The sequence below is a fragment of the Janthinobacterium sp. 67 genome, assembly GCF_002797895.1.
In the GTDB taxonomy this organism is placed as follows: Bacteria; Pseudomonadota; Gammaproteobacteria; order Burkholderiales; family Burkholderiaceae_D; genus Janthinobacterium.
On sequence record NZ_PGES01000001.1, the window covers coordinates 6,100,775 to 6,120,030 of the forward strand.

A 19,256-nucleotide genomic window follows, 5' to 3' on the forward strand; every position below is an offset into this window, starting at 1 on the left:
TCCATGAGCACATCTCCCATACCCGATCCCATCGCCCTCGGCGTAGCCAGCGGCTGGAACGTCACCGACGCCAGCACCCTGGGCGCCGACCGCACTTTCGAGGCGGACGTCGTCGTCATCGGCAGCGGCGCCGGCGGCGGCGTGACGGCGGAAATCCTCGCGCTGGCCGGCTTGAAGGTCTTGATCGTCGAGGAGGGCGGCCTGAAGTCCTCGCAAGACTTCAAGATGCGCGAAGCGCAAGCCTATCCCGCACTGTACCAGGAATCGGCCGCGCGCAAGACGCGCGACAAGGCGATCAATATTTTGCAGGGACGCACCGTGGGCGGCTCGACCACCGTCAACTGGACCTCGAGCTTTCGCACGCCGCCCGGCACGCTCGAATACTGGCGCAAGCATTTCGGCTTGTCCGGCTATGGCGTCGATGCCATGGCGCCCTGGTTTGCCATGATGGAAAAGCGCCTGCACGTGAGCGACTGGGCCGCGCCGCCCAATGAGAACAACGATCTGTTGCGCCGTGGCGCCGCGGCGCTGGGCATCCCCACGGCCGCCATCCGGCGCAACGTGAACGGCTGCTGGAACCTCGGCTACTGCGGCATGGGCTGCCCGACCAACGCCAAGCAGTCGATGCTGGTGACGACGATCCCCGCCGCGCTGGCGCTGGGCGCGGGCCTGCTCGTGCATGCGCGCGCCGAGCACTTCATCTTCAAGGGCGAGCGCGTCGACAGCCTGCAAGTCACCGCGCTGGACGCGGCCGGACAAGTGCCGACGGGCGTGCGCCTGACGCTGCGCGCCAAACATTTTGTGCTGGCCGGCGGCGCCATCAATTCGCCCGCGCTGCTGCTGCGCTCGCAGGCGCCCGACCCGCACGGCTTGCTGGGCCGGCGCACCTTCTTGCATCCGACCGTGGTCTCGGCGGGCCTGTTCCCGCAGCGAGTCGACGCCTATGCGGGCGCACCGCAGACGATTTATTCCGACCATTTCCTGCACGTGGCGCCCATCGATGGCCCCATCGGCTACAAGCTTGAAGCGCCACCGCTGCACCCGCTGCTGATGGCCACCACCATGGGCGGCTTCGGCGACGAGCATGCGCGCACCATGCGCGAATTTCCCCATGCGCACGCCTTGCTGGCGCTGCTGCGCGACGGCTTTCACCACGATGCGGCCGGCGGCACGGTAGCCATCGACGGTTTCGGCGCGCCCGTGCTCGACTATCCGCTCACGCCGTTCATCTGGGATGGCGTGCGGCGCGCGCTGCTGTCGATGGCGGAAATCCAGTTCGCGGCCGGCGCGCGGAGCGTGTATCCCGTGCATGAGCTGGCCAGCCACTACACGAGCTGGGCGCAGGCGAAGCAGGCCATCGGCGATTTGCCGATGAAGGCGCTGCTGGCGCGCGTGGTGTCGGCCCACGTGATGGGCGGCTGCGCCATGTCGGACGATGCGCGCCTTGGCGTGACGGGCGCCGATGGCCGCTACCATGGCGTGCGCAACCTGTCCGTGCACGATGGCTCGCTGTTCCCCACCTCGATCGGCGCCAATCCGCAACTGACGATCTATGCGCTGGCAGCGCGCCTGGCCAGCGGCCTGGCGCAAGCGCTGACGGGCAAGCCGGCCCCCGTTCCCGTTGCGACGACCGCATGATCGCGCGCATCCTCAAGTGGCTGATGCTGCTGCAAGTACTGGCCGTGCTGGGCTTGGCGTACCTGGCCATGCATGCCTGGAGCGTCGCGTCGCCGCTGCTGGCCGTGCTGCTGGCGCTGGCCATGTTGCTGGCCATGCGTGCGCTGATCGTCGCGCGCAATTTTTGGGAAAGCCGGCGCCTGGGCAGCCCCGTGCCACGGGAATATCAATTGGGCGCCATGGCCGCCGCGCGCCTGTTTGGGGGCGAGTTGCGCGCCACCCTGTGGACGTCGTCGTGGGGCATGTTGCGTCCGCGCCTGCAGGCGGCCGGCGGCATCCCCGGCCAGGGCCTGCCCGTGCTGCTGGTGCACGGCTATGTGTGCAACCGCGGCTACTGGACAAAGCTGAGCCTGCAACTCGCGCAGGCGGGTATCGCGCATGACGCCGTCGACCTGGAACCGATCAACGCCGACATCGAGGACTTCGTGCCGCAGATCGAGCAAGCCATTGGCCAGCTGTGCGCCCGCACGGGCAGCGAGCGCGTCATCATCGTCGCCCACAGCATGGGCGGCCTGGTGGCGCGCGCCTGGCTGCGCCGTTTCGGCGCGGCCCGCGTGGCCCGCATCGTCACCATCGGCACGCCGCACCACGGCACGGCGCTGGCCAACCTGGCGGCGGGGACAAATGCGCGCCAGATGAGCCGTGTCGATGGCACGCCGAGCGGCTGGCTGGCACAGCTGGCCGCCAGCGAGACACCGGAGACGCGCGCCCTGATCACCTCGATCTATTCGCATCACGACAATATCGTCGCGCCGCAATCGTCCGCGCAGCTGCCCGGCGCGCGCAATCTCGCTTTCGGCGGCATCGGCCACGTGGCGCTGGCCAGCGATGCGCGCGTGCTGCGCCAGGTGCTGGCGGAAATCACTATCGAAGACGAAGTCGCCCGGCCCCCGTCTGCCCCCCATTTCGCCTGAATCCTGTTGTGTTTTGTCTGCATGGCAAGACTGTCTCTTTTGACTCTGCTGTTGCCCATGTTTAACAACGCAAGGGGCAGATAATGCTGTTTTCCACTGGCGTACTGTATTAAGCTAACGTCGGAAGACAGCCGGAGAAAATTTGTTCATGAGGCCGCTTGCGCCGTTCCGCAGGCGCACGGTAGCCAGATATTTCTCTGAATGTATGGCAAGATGTTGTAGGATTGTTATGTACGCCGCACAGGCGGAAGCCGAACGCAGGCAGAAGATGAGTCCATGCCGTTTTTATTGGGGGCGCTAATTGTCCGCACGTATCCTGATTATCGAAGATAACGCCACCAATATGGAATTGATGGTGTATTTGCTGCGTGCCTTCGGGTACACGCCGCTGGCCGCCTATGATGGCGAAGAGGGTGTGCGCATGGCGCGCAGCGAATTGCCGGACTTGATCATTTGCGACGTGCATTTGCCCAAGCTCGATGGCTATGGCGTGGTGGCGGAGCTGAAAAAAGACCCGCAACTGCGCAAGATCCCGGCGCTGGCCGTGACGGCGCTGGCCATGGTGGGCGACCGCGAGCGCCTGCTCGAAGCGGGCTTCAATGGCTACATCGGCAAGCCGATCGAACCCGACCTGTTCGTCGCGGAGCTGGAGTCTTTTTTACCCGGGGCGCCGTCGACGCCAGTTAAAAACGACATAGCCACCATCCTGATCGTCGATGATCATGTGCTGAACCGCGAGTTCCTGACCGCACTGCTGGGCTACGGCGGGCACCGCCTGCTGGAGGCGGCCAACGGCGCCGACGCGCTGGAAATACTGCGCACCGAGCGGCCGGACCTGATCATTTCCGATATCCTCATGCCGAACATGGATGGCTACGAATTCGTCACGCGCGTGCATGCCGATGCCGCGCTGACCGACGTGCCCATCATCTTTTATACGGCCACCTACCGCGAGCAGGAAGCGATCCTGCTGGCGCAGGCGTGCGGCGTGCGCTGGGTCCTGCCCAAGCCATCGGACCCGGAAGTCATCGTGCGCACCGTCAACGAGGCGCTGGGACTGATGCCGGCGGCGGCCCAGGTGCCGGCGGCGCCGGGCGTGGGCAGCGGTGCGCCCCCTTCCGCCACGGGCAAGCTGGCCGGCATCGAGCACCAGGTCAGCGGCTACCTCGACGAACTCGAATCGAGCAGCCAGCAGATTTCGCAGCTGGCCAGCCAGCGCGAGGGCCAGGCCGCCATTCCCGAAGACCTGGGCATCATGACGGAGCGCTTGTCGCGCTCACTGTCGAGCCTGCAGGCGGTGAGCCTGCGCCTGACGGCCCTGATCGAACTGGGCATCGAGCTGGGCGCCGAACGCGATCCGCGCGCCCTGATCGAGGCGGGTTGCAAGGTGGCGCAGAATATCTGCGTCTCGAAGTATGCCTGCATCGGCGTGCTGGAAGAGGGCGCCGAAAAGCTCAGTTATTTTTCCTCGTGCGGCGCCGAGAAAAACCTCGAGCGCATCGCCAGCACGCCGCGCATGGGCATTTTGAACCGCTTGCTGGAACAGCGCCAGCCCTACCGGGTCAATGGCTTGAAGGGCGACCCCGCTGCGCTGGGCCTGCCCGACACGCACCCGCCCGTGCACTCCTTCCTGGGCGTGGCCATCGCCTCGCGCGAGCGCAGCCACGGCTGGCTGTACCTGGTCGACAAGCTGGGGGCGAATGAATTTTCCGAAGTCGACGAGCGGGTCGCCGCCACGGTGGCGGCGCAGATCGCCGTCGCCTACGACAACCTGCTGCTGTACGACGAAATCAAGCGCCACCACGAGCAGCTGACCCTGGACATGGCGGCGCGCATCCGCCTCGATGAAGACCTGCGCCGCTTCCGCCTGGCGATGGACGCCACGGCCGACGCGATTTTCCTCGTCGACCGCGCCGGCATGTGCTTCGTCGACGTCAACCAGACGGCGTGCCGCATGCTCGGTTTCGAGCGCGAGGATTTCCTGCGCGTGGGGCCGGGCCGCGCGCACGAGGGAGAGTCCCAGCTGGAAGAGCTGTACAACAAGCTGCTGGCCGGCGACCAGGGCGGCCCGATGACGGAATTGCAGCTGCAGCGCAAGGACGGCTCGCCCCTGTCCGTGGAAGTGCAGCGGCGCACCCTGCGCTCGGGGCAGAGCTGGATACTGGTGGCCGTGGCGCGCGACATCACCGAGCGCAAGGATGCCGAGCAGCGCCTGATGAAGCTGGCCCATTTCGATACCCTGACGGGCTTGCCGAACCGCAGCCAGTTCTATGCCTCGCTGACCCATTCGCTGGCCCAGGCGGCTGAACACCAGTGGGCCGTGGCCGTGCTGTTCATGGACATCGACCGCTTCAAGAATATCAACGACACGCTGGGCCACACCATCGGCGACGATTTGCTGCGCCAGTTTTCCAGCCGCCTCGTCGATTGCCTGCGCGTGCGCGACACCATCGGCCGCTTTGGCGGCGACGAATTCGCCACCATCCTGCTGCTGCCGGAAGGCGCCCAGCATGCCGTCGGCGTGGTCGACAAGATCCGCGAGGCGATGCGCAAACCGTTCGACTTGCAGGGCCACGAGGTGACGGTGACGGTCAGCATCGGCATTTCCGTGTTCCCCGATGACGCGGCCGATGCGGACACCCTGATTCAATATGCCGACACGGCCATGTACCGCGCCAAGGAGGCGGGCCGCGACGCCTTCCGCTTCTTCACGGCGGAAATGAACGCGCAATCGATGGCGCGGCTGGACATGGAAAATGCCCTGCGGCGCGCCATCGACAACGAGGAATTCGTGCTGTTCTTCCAGCCCAAGGTGAATATCATCTCGGGGCGCATCAGCGGCGCCGAGGCGCTGATACGCTGGCGCCGGCCCGGCCACGGCATGGTCTCGCCAGCCCTGTTCATCCCCCTGCTGGAAGAAACGGGTCTCATCGTGCGCGTCGGTAACTGGGTGCTCGACGAGGCGTGCAAGAAGATCAGCGAGTGGGGCGCCAGCAGCATCGGCCCCGTGCACCTGTCGGTGAATGTCTCGGGCATCCAGTTTTTTGTCGGCGGCCTGGAAGAAGAGGTGCTCAAGGCGATCCGCAAGTACGATATCGCGCCCGACCTGCTGGAGCTGGAGCTGACGGAAAGCTCGCTGATGTCGAATGCCGAGGAAACCATCGCCGTGCTGCGCAACCTGAAGGCGCTGGGCATCCAGATTTCCATCGACGATTTCGGCACCGGCTATTCCAGCCTGGCCTATCTGAAGCGCTTCCCCATCGACAAGCTGAAGATCGACATCGCCTTCGTGCGCGAAGTGACGAGCAATCCGGACGACGCGGCCATCGTGCTGGCCATCATCAGCATGGCGCACAGCATGAAGCTGGAAGTGATCGCCGAAGGCGTGGAAAACGATGCGCAGCTGGCCTACCTGCGGCGCCACGGCTGCGACGAGATGCAGGGCTATTATTTCAGCCGCCCCGTGCCGCAGGAAGAATTCGAGCAGATGCTGATGGGCGGCAAGCTGCTGCAAGCGCCCGAGGATGCGGGCAGCGAAGAGCAGCAAACCTTGCTCATCGTCGACGACGACGTCTTCATGCTCGACGTGCTCAGCGACTTCCTGGCGCAGGACGGCTACCGCATCCTGACGGCGCAGACGGCCGCCGAGGGCTTCGACATCCTGGCGCGCCACAAGGTGCAGGTGATCCTGTGCGACCAGTGCATGCCGCTCATGAGCGGCACCGAATTCATGGAGCGGGTCAAGCATCTGTGCCCCGACACCTTCCGCATCATGCTGTCCGCCTTTGCCGACCTGACGCCCATCATGGCGGCCATCAACCGCGGCGCCGTCGACCGCTTCTATACCAAGCCGTGGAAAGGCGCCGTGCTGCGCGAGAATATCCGCGAAGGCTTCCGCCTGCACAAGCTGCTGCATGGCCCCGTGAAAGCGGCGGCCTAGGGGCTTGCTAGGCGCTGGCAACCGGCCGGCCGTGTGCGCTGGCGCACCTTGAGCGGTAGCTTTCCATCGAATTAGACTCCCGTCTCTAGTTTTGCTCTCTAGAATAAAAGTATCCATGTAGTGGCATGGCCTTTCACATGACGGGAGCTGGCGATGGTGAAGAAACTGAAGGAGCTGACGGAAGACACGGAATTGGCAAGCGCCGTGCGCTCGTCCGCGCAGCAGATCTGGCAAGCGGGCCTCGGTGCCTTCGCCAAGGCGCAGGAAGAGGGCGGGCGCGTGTTTTCCCGGCTGGTGAAGGAAGGCACGGAATTCCAGAAACGGGCCGAAGACAAGGTGGCCGACGTCAGCGGCAGCGTCAGCAAGCTGGCCGATGGCGTGGGGAAGCAGGCCAGCGGTTCCTGGGACAAGCTGGAACAGGTGTTCGAAGAGCGCGTGGCGCGCGCCTTGGCCACCATCGGCGTGCCCACGCAGCAGGATATCGCCGCGCTGCACGCGCAGATCGATGCCTTGAGCCGGCAAGTGGCGGCGCTGTCGGCCAAGCCCGCGCCAGCGCCCAAGCCGAAGGCGGTGGCCAAGCCCGCCGTGAAGGCGGCGCCCAAAACCGCACCGACATCCGCATCGAAGGCGGCCGCCGCCAAGGCCCCGGCCAAGCTTGCGGGCAAGGCGGCGAGCAAACCTGCCGCGAGACCGGCGGCGAAGAAAAAAGCACCGGCCGCCTGAGCCGGCGCCGCATCCCTCCGGCCTGCTCGCGCAGGCTTTTTTTTGCCCCGGCTTTCGCCGCCGCCGTGGGGCGTAGTGTTTCATTACGGCTATCTTAGGTGGTATGCTTGAGGCAGAACACAGAGAGATTGCCCGCCATGCTACAAAAAGCACCACGCCGTACCCGCGAACGCATCCTGGAGTTGTCGCTGCGCCTGTTCAATGAGTTTGGTGAGCCGAATATCACGACGACCGTGATTGCGGAAGAGATGAATATTTCGCCGGGAAACCTGTACTACCACTTCCGCAACAAGGACGACATCGTCAATTCGATCTTCGTCCAGTTCGAGGCGGAAATCGAACGTATCCTGACCGTGCCCGACGGACGCCGTTCGAATATCGAGGATGTCTGGCTGTACCTGCACCTGATGTTCGAGCTGATCTGGCGCTACCGCTTTTTCTATCGCGACCTCAACGATTTGCTGTCGCGTAACCGCAAGCTGGAACTGCACTTCAAGCTGATCCTGGCGCACAAGATCAAGGTGGCCACGCAGCTGTGCGAGGATTTGCGCAGCGAACAGTCGCTGGAAGCGTCGGACATGGAAATCGGTGCGATGGCGACGAATATGGTGGTCGTTGCCACCTACTGGCTGTCGTACGAGTATGTGCGCAACCCGCGCAAGTACAGCGAGCAGCAATCGATGTCCGATGCGCTGGCGCGCGGCTGCTACCAGGTGCTGTCGCTGATCGGGCCGTATTTGCGCAATGAAACGCATTTGCTGTTTCGCAAACTGTCGGAAGAGTATGTGACCAAACTGAAGAACGACTGACGCTGCTGCTGGCGCCACGTCGTCAATTACAGGAGAGATATATGGCTTGGAAACAATTTCCCTATCCGGACGACGCATATGTCTACACGCCGCAAACCCTGGAAGCGGCCTGGACGCGCCTGCATGCGGGCGACGTGGAACCGTTTCCCACGCACCCGTCACTGGTGCAAGCCTGGCTGGCCTTCCATGCGGGCGACTTCGAGCGCGCCGTGAAGCTGGGCCTGGCCGTCGGCGTGCCCGGCTATGCGGTGGCGCACAAGGCCACGTGTATCTACGCCACGCACTTGGAAGTCGATGACAGCCAGAAACTCGACATGTACGAGGAAGTGGCCGAGCGCTGCGAGCGCCAGCAGAGCGAGCAGCCGGACAATCCGGCCGGCTATTACTGGCATGCCTACAGCCTGGGCCGCTATGCGCTGGGCACGTCCGTCGTCAAGGCCCTGGCGCAAGGCATGGGCGCGCGCGTGCGCAACAGCCTGGACCGCACGATGACGATAGCGCCCATGCATGCGGAAGCGCATATCGCATTTGGGATTTATCATACGGAAATTATCGACAAGGTCGGCGCCATGATAGGCGGCCTGACGTACGGCGCCAACAAGGAAGACGGCTACCAGCACTTCAAGACGGCGCTGGCCCTGACGCCCCATTCGGCGCTGGCGCACAGCGAATATGCGCGCGCCTTGAACATGCTCGACGGAAAGAAAAAACTGGCGGAAGCGCTGGCCCTGTATGAAAAGGCGGCCGAGTGCGTGGCACTGGACGCCAAGGAACGCCTCGAGGTCGAGGCGGCGATCGATGAATTGAAAGGGTAGGAATACTGTGATCAAGGCTTTATGTGTGTACTGTGGCGCCAATGCGGGCGTCTCGCCGGACTATGCCGTGGCGGCGCGCGAACTGGCGCGCGTGCTGGTGGCGGAAAATATTTCGCTCGTGTATGGCGGCGGCAAGGTGGGCCTGATGGGCGTGATCGCCGATGAAGTGCTGCGCCTGGGCGGCGAGGTGACGGGCGTGATTCCCACCCAGCTGGTCGAACGCGAAGTGGGCCATACGGGCTTGACGCGCCAGTTCATCGTGAAGGACATGCATGAGCGCAAGGCGATGATGGCCAGCCTGTCCGACGCCTTCATCGCCATGCCCGGCGGCTATGGCACCCTGGAAGAACTGTTCGAGATGCTCACGTGGGCCCAGCTGGGCTTGCACGCCAAGCCCATCGGCTTGCTCAATGTCGACCGTTTCTATGATGGTTTGATCGCTTTTGTGCAAAACGGCAAGGAACAGGGTTTTATCCGCCCGCAGCACGCGGCCTTCCTCAATGCCGACGCCGATCCTGCCGCGCTGGTGCAGCGCCTGAAGGAGTGCGCGCCGTAAATCATGTCTGCCTGGCCGCCGGTCAGCTGTTTCCTGTCGCTTGCAAGGGCCATGCGGTGCGCACCGCATGGCTTTTTTATTTCTGCACGGGAAAATTGATCGGGCTTGGCGACTCAATTAATAAAAATATGGCAAAAAAATTGTATCTGCAGCATGTTTTTTTGAAAATGAAGATGCTTTTTAGGCATGGGTGTGGTTTACTGGCAGGGTTCAAAGTTAGGAATATCGGACACCGACGAGCGTTGTACAGACTCCCAAAAAAGGTGCCGACCCGTTTCAAGTTGCCCCAACCACGCTACTTCATCATCTCGAAAGGATGCTATTTTGAAACCTATGACCTTCTTGCGAGCGACCGCGGTCGCCGCCATTCTCGCCGCCGCTGGCGGCGCCCAAGCCCAAACCACCATCATCGGCTTCGATTCGCTGGAACAACCGGGCTACTTCGGTTCCGTGTTCAAATCCTACTCCGAAGGCGGCTACAACTTCGACAGCAGCTTCCTCGGACTGCTGAGCTCGGCACATCAGGATAGCTTCGCCTATGCCGGTTCGGCCGGTCTCGGCGCGACGCCCCTGTCGACGACCACCCTGAGCCGTGCCGATGGCGCCGCTTTCTCGCTGGGCTCGATCAGCCTGGCCGACTTCGTGAGCTTGCCCGGTTCCTTTGACGTGACGTTCGTCGGCCACCAGGTGGGCGGCGGCACGGTGAGCCAGACCTTTACCCTCGGTGGCGGCCACACCTTTGCCGATTACACGTTTACGGGTTTCAGCAATCTGCTGTCGGCAACGTGGAAGGAAGGCGCCTTGCATACCTTCCAGGTCGACAATATCGCGGCCACCGTCAGCGCCGTGCCGGAACCGGCCACCTACGGCATGATGCTGGGCGGACTGGGCCTGCTGGCCTTCCTGCGCCGCCGCAAGAACGCCGCCTGAACCTGAGCATGAGGCCGGCCTGCCGGCATCAGTAACAATGACAATGCCGCCCAGTGGATGCCCCGGGCGGCATTGTCATGTGGGCTTCATGCGCCGGACGTCATGACCACAGGCGCTGGCCCGACAGGTCGAGCTGGGTCAGGTACAGGCGCACGTCGAATTCGTACTGGTGGTATTGCGGTTCCATATACGTGCACAGCTTGTAGAACGCCTTGTCGTGCTGCTTTTCCTTGACGTGCGCCAGCTCGTGCACGGCGATCATGCGCAGGAATTCCAGCGGCACTTCCTTGAACATGGTGGCCACGCGGATTTCATGCTTGGCCTTGAGCTTGCCGCCCTGCACGCGCGAAATCGAGGTGTGCAAGCCCAGCGCATGCTGGATCACATGGATCTTGCTGTCGAACGCCACCTTGTTGATGGGTTCCGCATTGCGCAGGAATTCATTCTTCAAGTCCTGCACATACTGGTATAAAGCCTTGTCGTTGCGCACATCGTGCGCGTTCGGATAGCGTTTCAACAAAACGTCGCCCAGCTTGTCCTGTGCGATCAGTTGCTGCACTTGCGCTTGCGTTTGTTCGGAATAGGCGCTCAGGTATTTCAGGGATGGCTGCATGCGGGGAAGGGCGGGGCGTGGCGCGGAGGTGTCGGTAAGGCGAGAATGTACCATACCGCCGCGCCCGGCGCTGCGCCAACCCTTGCACGGGGCCGCCAGGGCCGCCCCGTGCCTTCCTGCGTCAAGCTGCGCGCTACCGTGCCGAGCCGCTCAGCCCGGCCAGTCCCGCCAGCCCTCGTCAGCCCTTGTCGTCTTCGTCCTTGCCGCCCTGCCGGCCAGTGCTGCTGCGCGCCGTCGTGCCGCGGCTTTCATTGGCGCGCTGGGCCGATTGCCGGCTTTCGCCGCCCTTGCGGCCGATTTCCGCCATGTGTTCGCGGTTACGGCTGACGGCTTCGCCGCCTTTCTGCCCGGCACGGCGTGCTTCTTCCGAGTCGAATTCATGCGCCGTGCCTTTTTGATGGGCTGCCTGGCCGCCCTTGCTGGCAATTTCGCGTTGCTGTTCCTCGTTCATGGCGGCGAAACCGCGCTTGCTCGTGCCTTTGCCGCTGCCCGATTCGCCGGCTTTCTGGCTGCTGCCAGCGCCTTTGCCCTGTTCATTACCTTGATTGCTAGCCATGTCGCTCTCCTTGCTGTCGAGTGGGGTCAAGTGGTCAATGCAGGTGTTCAATGCGCCTGCTCGGATTGCCTGCTGGTTTCGTGGTTGCGGCCCGCGCCATCGCGGTGGCCCGTGGCATGCATTTTTTCGATCATTTCACGCTGGCGCTGCGTGGCTTTTTCCGTCTCTTCCGCCGTCTTGCGTACCACTTCGTCGGCGAAAGCCACGGCCGTGCGGCTCGCTTCGGGCAGGTGGTTCTCTGCCGTGCGGTTCATCTCGACATTGGCGTTGGCGACGAGATTGCCGAGTTGCTGCTGGTACTGGCGCAGCTTGTCGCCGCCCGGCTGCACCTGGGCGGCGGCCAGCGACATGAACTCGCCCGTGTCGCGCGCACACAGCAGTTGCTGGCTGGCGCTGCTCCATTCCTGCAGCAAGTCTTGCGCCAGCCGCAGATGCAGCTCGCTCAGTTGCTGCACTGTATCGAACATCTTGCGCGATAGTTCCGTGGCGAAATTGCACTGGGCCTCGAGATGGGACTTCAGGGCGGGGCTGAAACTGGGGGACATACTGTTTGTGAACATGTTCTACCTCAATGAAAAGCGGATCCAGAAAACACCCGGTGCACCGGGTGCGGCGTATGGTGAAACAAGCAAAGGGATAGACGCCCAACGGCGCGCCAGGTTCCATGGCCGATGCCGGTTTGGCGTGAGAATGGGGTCTGGCAGATGAAAAAACGCGGTGACTTTGTGCCAGATCAAATGAACGTCAATCAGCCTGCCGCAGTCGGCAGCCATGCCGCTTGTGTGGAAAATGCATGTTTACTGGCCCGGGCGTGCGACAATAGCCGGCTCGCGGCAGCGCAGCCGATGGCCGGCGCGCGTGGCTGAGCCGAGCATCGCCTTACTTTTTGACCTATTTCCGCGACCATGACGCATCCCGAATACATCCTGACCCTGTCCTGCCTGGACCAGCGCGGCATCGTGCACCGCGTCTCCGGCTTCCTGGCCGAGCGCGGCTGCAACATCCTCGATTCCGCCCAGTTCGGCGACCAGGAATCGCAGCTGTTCTTCATGCGCGTGCATTTCGCGCTGGAAGACGGCGCCGTCAGCGACGCCCAGCTGCGCAGCGATTTTGCCGACCTGTCGCAAGCCATGCAGTTGAATGGCCCCTTCCACGGCCAGCTGCACGATGCGCGCGTCAAGCCGCGCGTGATGCTGATGGTGTCGAAGATCGGCCATTGCCTGAACGATTTGCTGTTCCGCTACAAGAGCGGTTTGCTGAACGTGGAAATTCCCGCCATCGTGTCGAACCACATGGAGTTCTACCAGCTGGCGGCCAGCTACAATATTCCCTTCCACCACCTGCCGCTGGCGGCCGGCGCGCCGGAAGCGGCCAAGCTGGCGCAGGAAGCGAAGATCATCGACTTGATGGACACGCACAAGATCGACCTGGTGGTGCTGGCGCGCTACATGCAAATCCTGTCGCCGGGCCTGTGCCAGGCACTCGACGGCCGCGCCATCAATATCCACCATTCCTTCCTGCCCAGCTTCAAGGGCGCCAAGCCGTATGCGCAGGCGCATCACCGCGGCGTCAAGCTGATCGGCGCGACGGCCCATTTCGTCACGGGCGACCTGGACGAAGGCCCGATCATCGAGCAGGACGTCGAGCGCGTCGACCATGCGATGGATGCGGAAACCCTGACGGCCATCGGCCGCGACGTGGAATGCGTCGTGCTGGCACGCGCCGTAAAATGGTTCGTCGAGCACCGCATCTTGAAAAATGGCGACAAGACGGTGGTTTTCCGCTGATACCGACTTCACTATTTACTTTACCGAGACAGAAACACGATGGCCCTCAAAGCAACAATTTTCAAATGCGATCTGCAGATCGCCGACATGGACCGCAATTACTACCAGGATCACGCGCTGACCCTGGCGCGCCACCCGTCCGAGACGGACGAGCGCATGATGGTGCGCCTGCTGGCGTTCGCCATCCACGCCGACGAGGCGCTGACGTTTACCAAGGGCCTGTTCGACACGGAAGAGCCCGACCTGTGGCAGAAAGACCTGACGGGCGCCATCCAGCTGTGGATCGAAGTAGGCCAGCCCGACGAAAAGCGCATCCTGAAGGCTTGCGGCCGTTCGGAGCAGGTCATCGTCTACAGTTATGGCGCAACGAGCCACATCTGGTGGAAGCAGATCGCCAACAAGCTGGAGCGGGCGAAAAACCTGACCGTGATCAACCTGCCATCCGAGGCGGCGCAAGAGATGAGCAAGCTGGCGCAGCGCACGATGCAGCTGCAATGCACGATCCAGGATGGCCAGATCTGGCTGACGGACAGCGTCAACACGGTGCTGATCGACCGCGAACCGGTAAAGCCGGCCCGCTGATGCCTGCTGTCTGAAACGCAAAAAAGCCCGGAGCGATCCGGGCTTTTCTCATTGTGATTGATCAATTCGGTGCTGCGCCCAGGCGCTTGATGCTGCTCGAACGCTGCATGCTGCGGCTGATGCGCGGATCTCCGTAGTAGTTCACTTCGCCCGAACCGCCGATGCTGATGGTCAGGTCCTCCTTGGCCCACACGGTGGCTTCGCCCGAGCCGCCGATGCTCACCTGCACTTCGCGCGCGGCAAGGCGGCCTGCCTGGATATTGCCCGAGCCGCCGATCGATGCCGTCAGTTGCTCCGTCTTGCCGCTGGCCTTGAAGCCGCCGCTGCCGCCGATGGCGACTGAAACCTGGCGGCTGTCGAGGTCGCGCGCGTTGATGGAGCCGGAGCCGCCCACGTCGAAGCGCAGGTTCTCGGCGCGCAAGCCCGTTGCCGTGATGTTGCCCGAGCCGCCCACGCTGACGCGTTCCACCTGGCGCGCCTGGATGACGATGGTCAGGCTGCTCTGGCGGAAGTTGGCGTTGCGCTTGGCGGGGCGGATGCGCAGGGTGCCGTTTTCCACGGCCGTGTCGATCAGCGGCAGGATATTGTCGTCCGCTTCGATGGTGATGCTGTCCGTGTTGCCGATGCGCAGTTCGACATTGCCCGGCACGTTCAGCGCCACGGCATGGAAACTGCCTACGTCGCGCGTCTGCTTTTGCAGCTTGCCGCTGCCCTGGATGCTGTTGCCGGAAATCCAGTCGAGCGGCGAGGCCAGGGCCGGCGCGGCCGGGATGGCCAGCGCGCAGGCGGCCAGCAGCATGGCGGCGCCGGCATGGCGGCGGTGGAAAAGTGGCTGTGTCATTCTTGCTCCCTGTTTTGAATTGATCTGCACGCATGGTATGCCAGCCGGCCGCGCCCGCGTATCGCCCTGCGACAGACTGCGCCAGCGGCGGCATGGAATGCAGAAGGCTGCGACAGGATGGCATGAGGTATCATGCCGGTATTGGACTTACGACGGCCGGCACGCGCTGGCCACACTACTGGAATTACATGCTGATCATCACCATCAAACAGGGCAAGGAAAAGAGCTTGCTGGGCCAATCGTGGATATACGCGTCCGCGATCGAAAAAGTCGAAGGCAAGCCGCAGGAAAAAATGAAGCCCGGCTCGACGGCCATCGTGCAAAGCTCCTCGAAGCAGTTCATTGCCCGCGCCGCCTACAATTCGAAGTCGCAGATCCGCGCGCGCATCTGGAGCTTCAAGGAAGACGAACCGGTCGACCACGCGCTGATCAAGCGCCGGGTCAAGGCCGCCATCGAGAAAAAACTGCCAGCCATCAAAAAGGCGGGCGAAAACCAGCTGCTGACCCTGATCAAGGGCGAAGACGAGGGCTTGCCCGGCCTGGTGGTGCAGCTGTTTGGCGGCGTGCAAGGCTATCTGATCTGCGAATTCAATGCCGGCGGCGTCGACGCGTGGAAAGTGGCCATCGTGCAATCGCTGATGGCGTCCACCGGTTGCGCCAACGTGTACGAGCGCTGCGACGACCTGATGCGCAAGGGCGAAGGCTTGCCCCTGATCGACGGCGCCCTGGCCGGCGAGGAGCCGCCCGATGAAGTCATGCTGACGGATAACGGCGTACGCTATGCGCTGGACCTCAAGACGGGGCACAAGAGCAAGTTCCGCTGAGGACTGCTGTGGTTCATGAAAAAGCCGGCGCGAGCCGGCTTTTTCATGTCTCCTATTCCAGCGGCACGCTGCGGTATCTGTTCACCTCCAGGGCCGACACGGCCGGCGCATCATTGCCCCACGACGCGCGCAGAAAGGTCACCACGGCCGCCACTTCCGCGTCATCCATGACGGGGCCGAACGGCGGCATGCCGTAGGGGCGCGGGTTGCCTTTTGTCCCGGGCGCGAAGCCGCCGTTGAGCACGAGGCGGATGGCGTTGACGGCCGACTGCGTCGTCAGCGCGCGGTTGCCGGCCAGTGGCGGGTAGCCCGGTGGCACGCCCTTGCCGTCGGCCTGGTGGCAGCTTGCGCATTGCGCCTCATACAGTTTCGCGCCCAGCGCCAGTTGCTGCCTGGCTTGCTCCGACGTGTCGCGCGGCGCCCGTTGCGCAGGCTGCGCGGGGCCGGGCATGCTTTTCAGATAGACGGCCATCGCCTGCACGTCGGCCGTGCTCATGTGCTGCAAGCTTTGCCGCACGACTTCCGCCATGGGGCCGAAGACGGTGGCGCGCGGCGACACGCCCGTTTGCAGCAATTCCACGATATGCGCCGTATCCCAGTCGCCCAGGCCCGCTTCCGCATCCGACGTCAGCGACGGCGCGTACCAGCCCAGCACGGGGATCAGGCCGCCCGACAGGCCGTCGTCGCTGCCGCCCAGGGTAGTGCGGCTGCTATGGCAGGCGCTGCAGTGGCCCAGGCCCTGCACCAGGTAGGCGCCGCGGTTCCATTCCATGCTTTTGTTTGTGAGCGGCTGGTACACGCCCGGCTTGAAATACAGGGCGCGCCAGGCGGCCAGCGCGATCTGCTGATTGTAGGGAAAGCGCAGCGCATGCGGTGCGTTCGCCTGTTTGTGCGGCGGCACGCTCTGGAAATACGCGTACAGGGCGTCGCTGTCCTCGCGCTGCACCTTGGTGTAGCTGGTGTAAGGAAAGGCCGGATACAGCAAGCGGCCATCCTTGGACTTGCCGTTGTGGATGGCGCGCCAGAAATCGTCAGCCGTCCAGTTGCCGATGCCCGTTTCCTTGTCGGCCGTGATGTTGGGCGAGAGCACCTTGCCGAACGGCGTCTGCAAGGCCCGTCCGCCCGCGTAAGGTACGCCGCCGCGCGTCGTGTGGCAGGCCATGCAGTCGCCCGCCTTGGCCAGGTAGGCGCCGCGCGCGACCAGCTGTTCCTGGCTCAGGGGGCTGGCCACGGCGGGTGGACCCGCGTCGTCGCCCGGGTACAGCACGAACCTGGCGCCGGCCGCGCCGATGGCCACGATGGCGGCCGCGATCATCCATTTTTTCATGGCGCCACCTGCGCGCTGGAACCGGGCACGCCGCCGCAATGCAGCGGCAAGGGCAGGGCGATGCTGCTGGCGGGGCGCGCGTCGGCGCTGGCCACCTGCGTGCCCAGCCAGGCCGAGACGGCGCCCACGTCCGCGTCGGACAGGCGCTGCGCCACTTGCGCCATGCAGTCGGGCGCGTGGGCGCGGCGGATGCCGTTCTTCCACGCGCCCAGCTGGGCGTTGATATAGTCACGCGGCAAGCCCAGCAAGCCGGGGATGGCGGGCGCCACGCCGGCCAGCTGCTGGCCGTGGCAGGCGATACAGGCGGGAATCTTGTTGCCGGCGTCACCGCGCAGCACCAGTTGCTGTCCCCGCGCCAGGGCCGATGCGCCGGCGCCGCTGGGCTGGGCCGGCGGCGGGGCAGGGTGTTGTGCCGCAAAATATTCGGCGATTTCGCGCAGATAATCGTCCGGCAAGTGTTCGACCATGTAGTTCATCATCGGATACTGACGCCGTCCCTCGCGAAAATTCAGCAGCTGGTTGTACAGGTAGCCGGCAGGCTTGCCGGCGATGCGGGGAAAGAAGGCGTCGTGCTTTTCCTGTTGCGCATGACAGGACGTGCACGCCTTGATGCGCTGCTCCAGGCTGTCGTGGCTGGCGGAGATGGCAGCGGGCGCGGCCAGCGCCATGCCGGGCAGCACGAGGGCCAGTGCCAGCATGGAGAGGGAATGCGGTAGCATGGAGAGTTGCATGGACAATAGCCTGTCTCGTCGGTCGATGTGGTGTACCGGTGTTGCTGCCCGGCTAATTTTTATGAGCCTAGCATATACCGGGTGCTGTCACTGTAACAGGATCAGTTGTGCAATAAAACCACGGATCAGTTTGAGGAGCAGGGTTGAAACGATATGAGGAATTGGCGGAAGAAGTCGCCGCCATGATCAGCACGCAGCTGCTGTTGCCCGGTGAAAAATTGCCGTCCGTGCGCCAGCAGCATGCGCGCAGGGGCGTGAGCCCGTCGACGGTATTCCAGGCCTACTACTTACTTGAAGCGCGCGGCATGATCGTCTCGCGTCCCCGCTCCGGTTATTACGTGGCGCCGCAGCGCGCCGCGCTGGCCCCCGAGCCGGACAGTTCGCACCCGCTGGCCGCCAGCACCACCGTCGACGTCAGCGACCTCGTGTTCGACGTGCTGGGCGCCGTGGGCGCGCGCGATATCGTGCCGTTCGGCTCGGCGTTTCCCAGTCCGCAGCTGTTCCCGATGGAACGGCTGGCGCGGGCCGTGTCGGCCAGCATGCGCCGCCTCGACCCGTGGAGCACCGTCACGGATTTGTCCCTGGGCAATGCGGAACTGCGCCGCCAGATCGCCTTGCGCTACCAGCTCGACGGCGTGCCCGTGTCCAGCGACGACATCGTCATCACGAATGGCGCGCTGGAGGCGCTGAACCTGTGCCTGCAAGCCGTCACGCGGCCAGGCGACACGGTGCTGATCGAGTCGCCCAGTTTCTATGCATGCCTGCAGGCGCTGGAGCGGCTGGAACTCAAGGCGGTCGAGATCGCCACCAGTCCGCGCGACGGCGTCGACCTGGCCGCGCTGGAAGAGTTGCTGCAGCGCCAGCAGCCCAAGGCGTGCTGGCTGATGACGAGTTTCCAGAATCCCCTGGGCAGCCTGATGCCGCCGGAAAAAAAGCGCGCGCTGGCCGAATTGCTGGCGCGCCACGGCGTGCCGCTGATCGAGGATGACGTGTATGGCGAGCTGTACTTTGGCAAGCAGCGCCCGGGCCTGACGAAAAGCCACGACAGCGCGGGTCTCGTCATGCATTGCAGCTCGTTTTCCAAGACCCTGGCACCGGGTTTTCGTTTGGGCTGGGCCGTGGCCGGCCGCTACGCGCGCCAGGTCCAGCGCTTGAAGCTGACGACCAGCCTGTCGGCGCCCATCCCCCTGCAGATGGCGCTGGCCGATTACCTGGCGCAAGGCGGCTACGACCGCCATTTGCGCCAGCTGCGGCTGACCCTGGCGGCGCAGCAACACACCATGCTGCAAGCCATCGCCGTGCATTTTCCGCCCGGTACAAGGGTGACGCGGCCGCAGGGCGGCTATTTCGTGTGGGTGGAGATGCCTGCCGGTATCGATGCGCTGGCCTTGCACCGCAGCGCGCTGGCGGCCGGCATCAGCATCGCGCCCGGCCCCATTTTTTCCGCCACGCGCGCGTTTCGCCACTGCATCCGCCTCAATTACGGCCACCCGTGGAGTCCGCAGCTGGAAGCGGCCATCGCCACCCTGGGGCGGCTGGCGCAGGCGGCGACAAGCGGTACCTGAAAAAAGTCCCTTGCAGCAGCAAGTGTTTCATTTCAAAAAGAAATATTACTGTTATATTGATGTATC

18 protein-coding genes are annotated in these 19,256 nt (G+C 63.9%); 12 read left to right on the plus strand and 6 right to left on the minus strand.

Translation table 11 applies throughout. From position 1 onward, the window contains the following. Positions 1 to 3 precede the first annotated feature (3 nt). The 8 genes from CLU90_RS27465 (at position 4) to CLU90_RS30015 (ending at position 10,364) form a co-directional block, all read left to right on the plus strand. Positions 4 to 1,638: a GMC family oxidoreductase gene (locus tag CLU90_RS27465; protein ID WP_100429304.1), complete on the plus strand. Its 1,635-nt coding sequence runs from the start codon at positions 4 to 6 to the stop codon at positions 1,636 to 1,638. After that, complete coding sequence (locus CLU90_RS27470) at positions 1,635 to 2,591, plus strand: esterase/lipase family protein (RefSeq protein WP_100429305.1); 957 nt, start codon at positions 1,635 to 1,637, stop codon at positions 2,589 to 2,591. Before CLU90_RS27465 ends, CLU90_RS27470 begins: the two co-directional genes overlap by 4 nt. A 301-nt stretch (positions 2,592 to 2,892) precedes the next feature. After that, on the plus strand, positions 2,893 to 6,531 hold the full coding sequence (locus tag CLU90_RS27475) for an EAL domain-containing protein (RefSeq protein ID WP_092718735.1): 3,639 nt from the start codon (positions 2,893 to 2,895) through the stop codon (positions 6,529 to 6,531). A gap of 153 nt (positions 6,532 to 6,684) precedes the next feature. Then, entirely contained in the window at positions 6,685 to 7,254 is a 570-nt protein-coding gene (locus CLU90_RS27480) for a phasin family protein (RefSeq protein WP_092718738.1), read from the plus strand. 137 nt (positions 7,255 to 7,391) lie between these two features. After that, positions 7,392 to 8,063 (plus strand): TetR/AcrR family transcriptional regulator, encoded by a 672-nt coding sequence (locus tag CLU90_RS27485; protein ID WP_071324565.1) that lies wholly within the window; start codon positions 7,392 to 7,394, stop codon positions 8,061 to 8,063. Between the two features lie 41 nt (positions 8,064 to 8,104). Further along, positions 8,105 to 8,878 (plus strand): hypothetical protein, encoded by a 774-nt coding sequence (locus tag CLU90_RS27490; protein WP_092718740.1) that lies wholly within the window; start codon positions 8,105 to 8,107, stop codon positions 8,876 to 8,878. Positions 8,879 to 8,888: 10 nt separating this feature from the next. Beyond that, positions 8,889 to 9,434, plus strand: a complete 546-nt coding sequence (locus CLU90_RS27495) for a TIGR00730 family Rossman fold protein (RefSeq protein ID WP_034786386.1) — start codon at positions 8,889 to 8,891, stop codon at positions 9,432 to 9,434. A gap of 333 nt (positions 9,435 to 9,767) precedes the next feature. Then, positions 9,768 to 10,364 carry a PEP-CTERM sorting domain-containing protein gene (locus CLU90_RS30015; RefSeq protein ID WP_232731349.1) on the plus strand — a complete coding sequence of 199 codons (597 nt, stop codon included), beginning with the start codon at positions 9,768 to 9,770 and terminating at the stop codon, positions 10,362 to 10,364. A 100-nt stretch (positions 10,365 to 10,464) separates the two neighbouring features. Here the strand turns inward: CLU90_RS30015 and CLU90_RS27505 are convergent, their stop codons facing one another. The 3 genes from CLU90_RS27505 to CLU90_RS27515 form a co-directional block, all read right to left on the minus strand. After that, entirely contained in the window at positions 10,465 to 10,977 is a 513-nt protein-coding gene (locus CLU90_RS27505; protein WP_034758768.1) for a YgjP-like metallopeptidase domain-containing protein, read from the minus strand. 178 nt (positions 10,978 to 11,155) lie between these two features. Continuing rightward, on the minus strand, positions 11,156 to 11,533 hold the full coding sequence (locus tag CLU90_RS27510; RefSeq protein WP_092718749.1) for a KGG domain-containing protein: 378 nt from the start codon (positions 11,531 to 11,533) through the stop codon (positions 11,156 to 11,158). 47 nt (positions 11,534 to 11,580) lie between these two features. Then, a complete protein-coding gene (locus CLU90_RS27515) occupies positions 11,581 to 12,093 on the minus strand; it encodes a phasin family protein (RefSeq protein ID WP_092718752.1) in 513 nt (170 codons plus the stop codon). Positions 12,094 to 12,438: 345 nt separating this feature from the next. Here CLU90_RS27515 and purU point away from each other — a divergent pair, with 345 nt between their 5' ends. Beyond that, positions 12,439 to 13,320, plus strand: a complete 882-nt coding sequence (gene purU, locus CLU90_RS27520) for a formyltetrahydrofolate deformylase (protein WP_034786194.1) — start codon at positions 12,439 to 12,441, stop codon at positions 13,318 to 13,320. Positions 13,321 to 13,359: 39 nt separating this feature from the next. Then, positions 13,360 to 13,902, plus strand: a complete 543-nt coding sequence (locus CLU90_RS27525; protein WP_092718754.1) for a YaeQ family protein — start codon at positions 13,360 to 13,362, stop codon at positions 13,900 to 13,902. A 61-nt stretch (positions 13,903 to 13,963) separates the two neighbouring features. Here CLU90_RS27525 and CLU90_RS27530 read toward each other — a convergent pair whose 3' ends face one another. Continuing rightward, positions 13,964 to 14,743 (minus strand): head GIN domain-containing protein, encoded by a 780-nt coding sequence (locus tag CLU90_RS27530; RefSeq protein ID WP_092718756.1) that lies wholly within the window; start codon positions 14,741 to 14,743, stop codon positions 13,964 to 13,966. Positions 14,744 to 14,931: 188 nt separating this feature from the next. On the opposite strand from CLU90_RS27530, the gene CLU90_RS27535 reads away from it, so the two are divergent. Beyond that, positions 14,932 to 15,567, plus strand: a complete 636-nt coding sequence (locus CLU90_RS27535; protein ID WP_034758744.1) for an SAM-dependent methyltransferase — start codon at positions 14,932 to 14,934, stop codon at positions 15,565 to 15,567. A 52-nt stretch (positions 15,568 to 15,619) separates the two neighbouring features. Here CLU90_RS27535 and CLU90_RS27540 read toward each other — a convergent pair whose 3' ends face one another. Further along, positions 15,620 to 16,894 (minus strand): c-type cytochrome, encoded by a 1,275-nt coding sequence (locus CLU90_RS27540; RefSeq protein WP_092718758.1) that lies wholly within the window; start codon positions 16,892 to 16,894, stop codon positions 15,620 to 15,622. Beyond that, positions 16,891 to 17,625: a c-type cytochrome gene (locus CLU90_RS27545; protein WP_232731350.1), complete on the minus strand. Its 735-nt coding sequence runs from the start codon at positions 17,623 to 17,625 to the stop codon at positions 16,891 to 16,893. Before CLU90_RS27545 ends, CLU90_RS27540 begins: the two co-directional genes overlap by 4 nt. A gap of 143 nt (positions 17,626 to 17,768) precedes the next feature. Between CLU90_RS27545 and CLU90_RS27550 the strand changes: the two genes are divergently transcribed. Then, positions 17,769 to 19,190 carry an aminotransferase-like domain-containing protein gene (locus CLU90_RS27550; protein ID WP_100429306.1) on the plus strand — a complete coding sequence of 474 codons (1,422 nt, stop codon included), beginning with the start codon at positions 17,769 to 17,771 and terminating at the stop codon, positions 19,188 to 19,190. Positions 19,191 to 19,256: the final 66 nt, after the last annotated feature.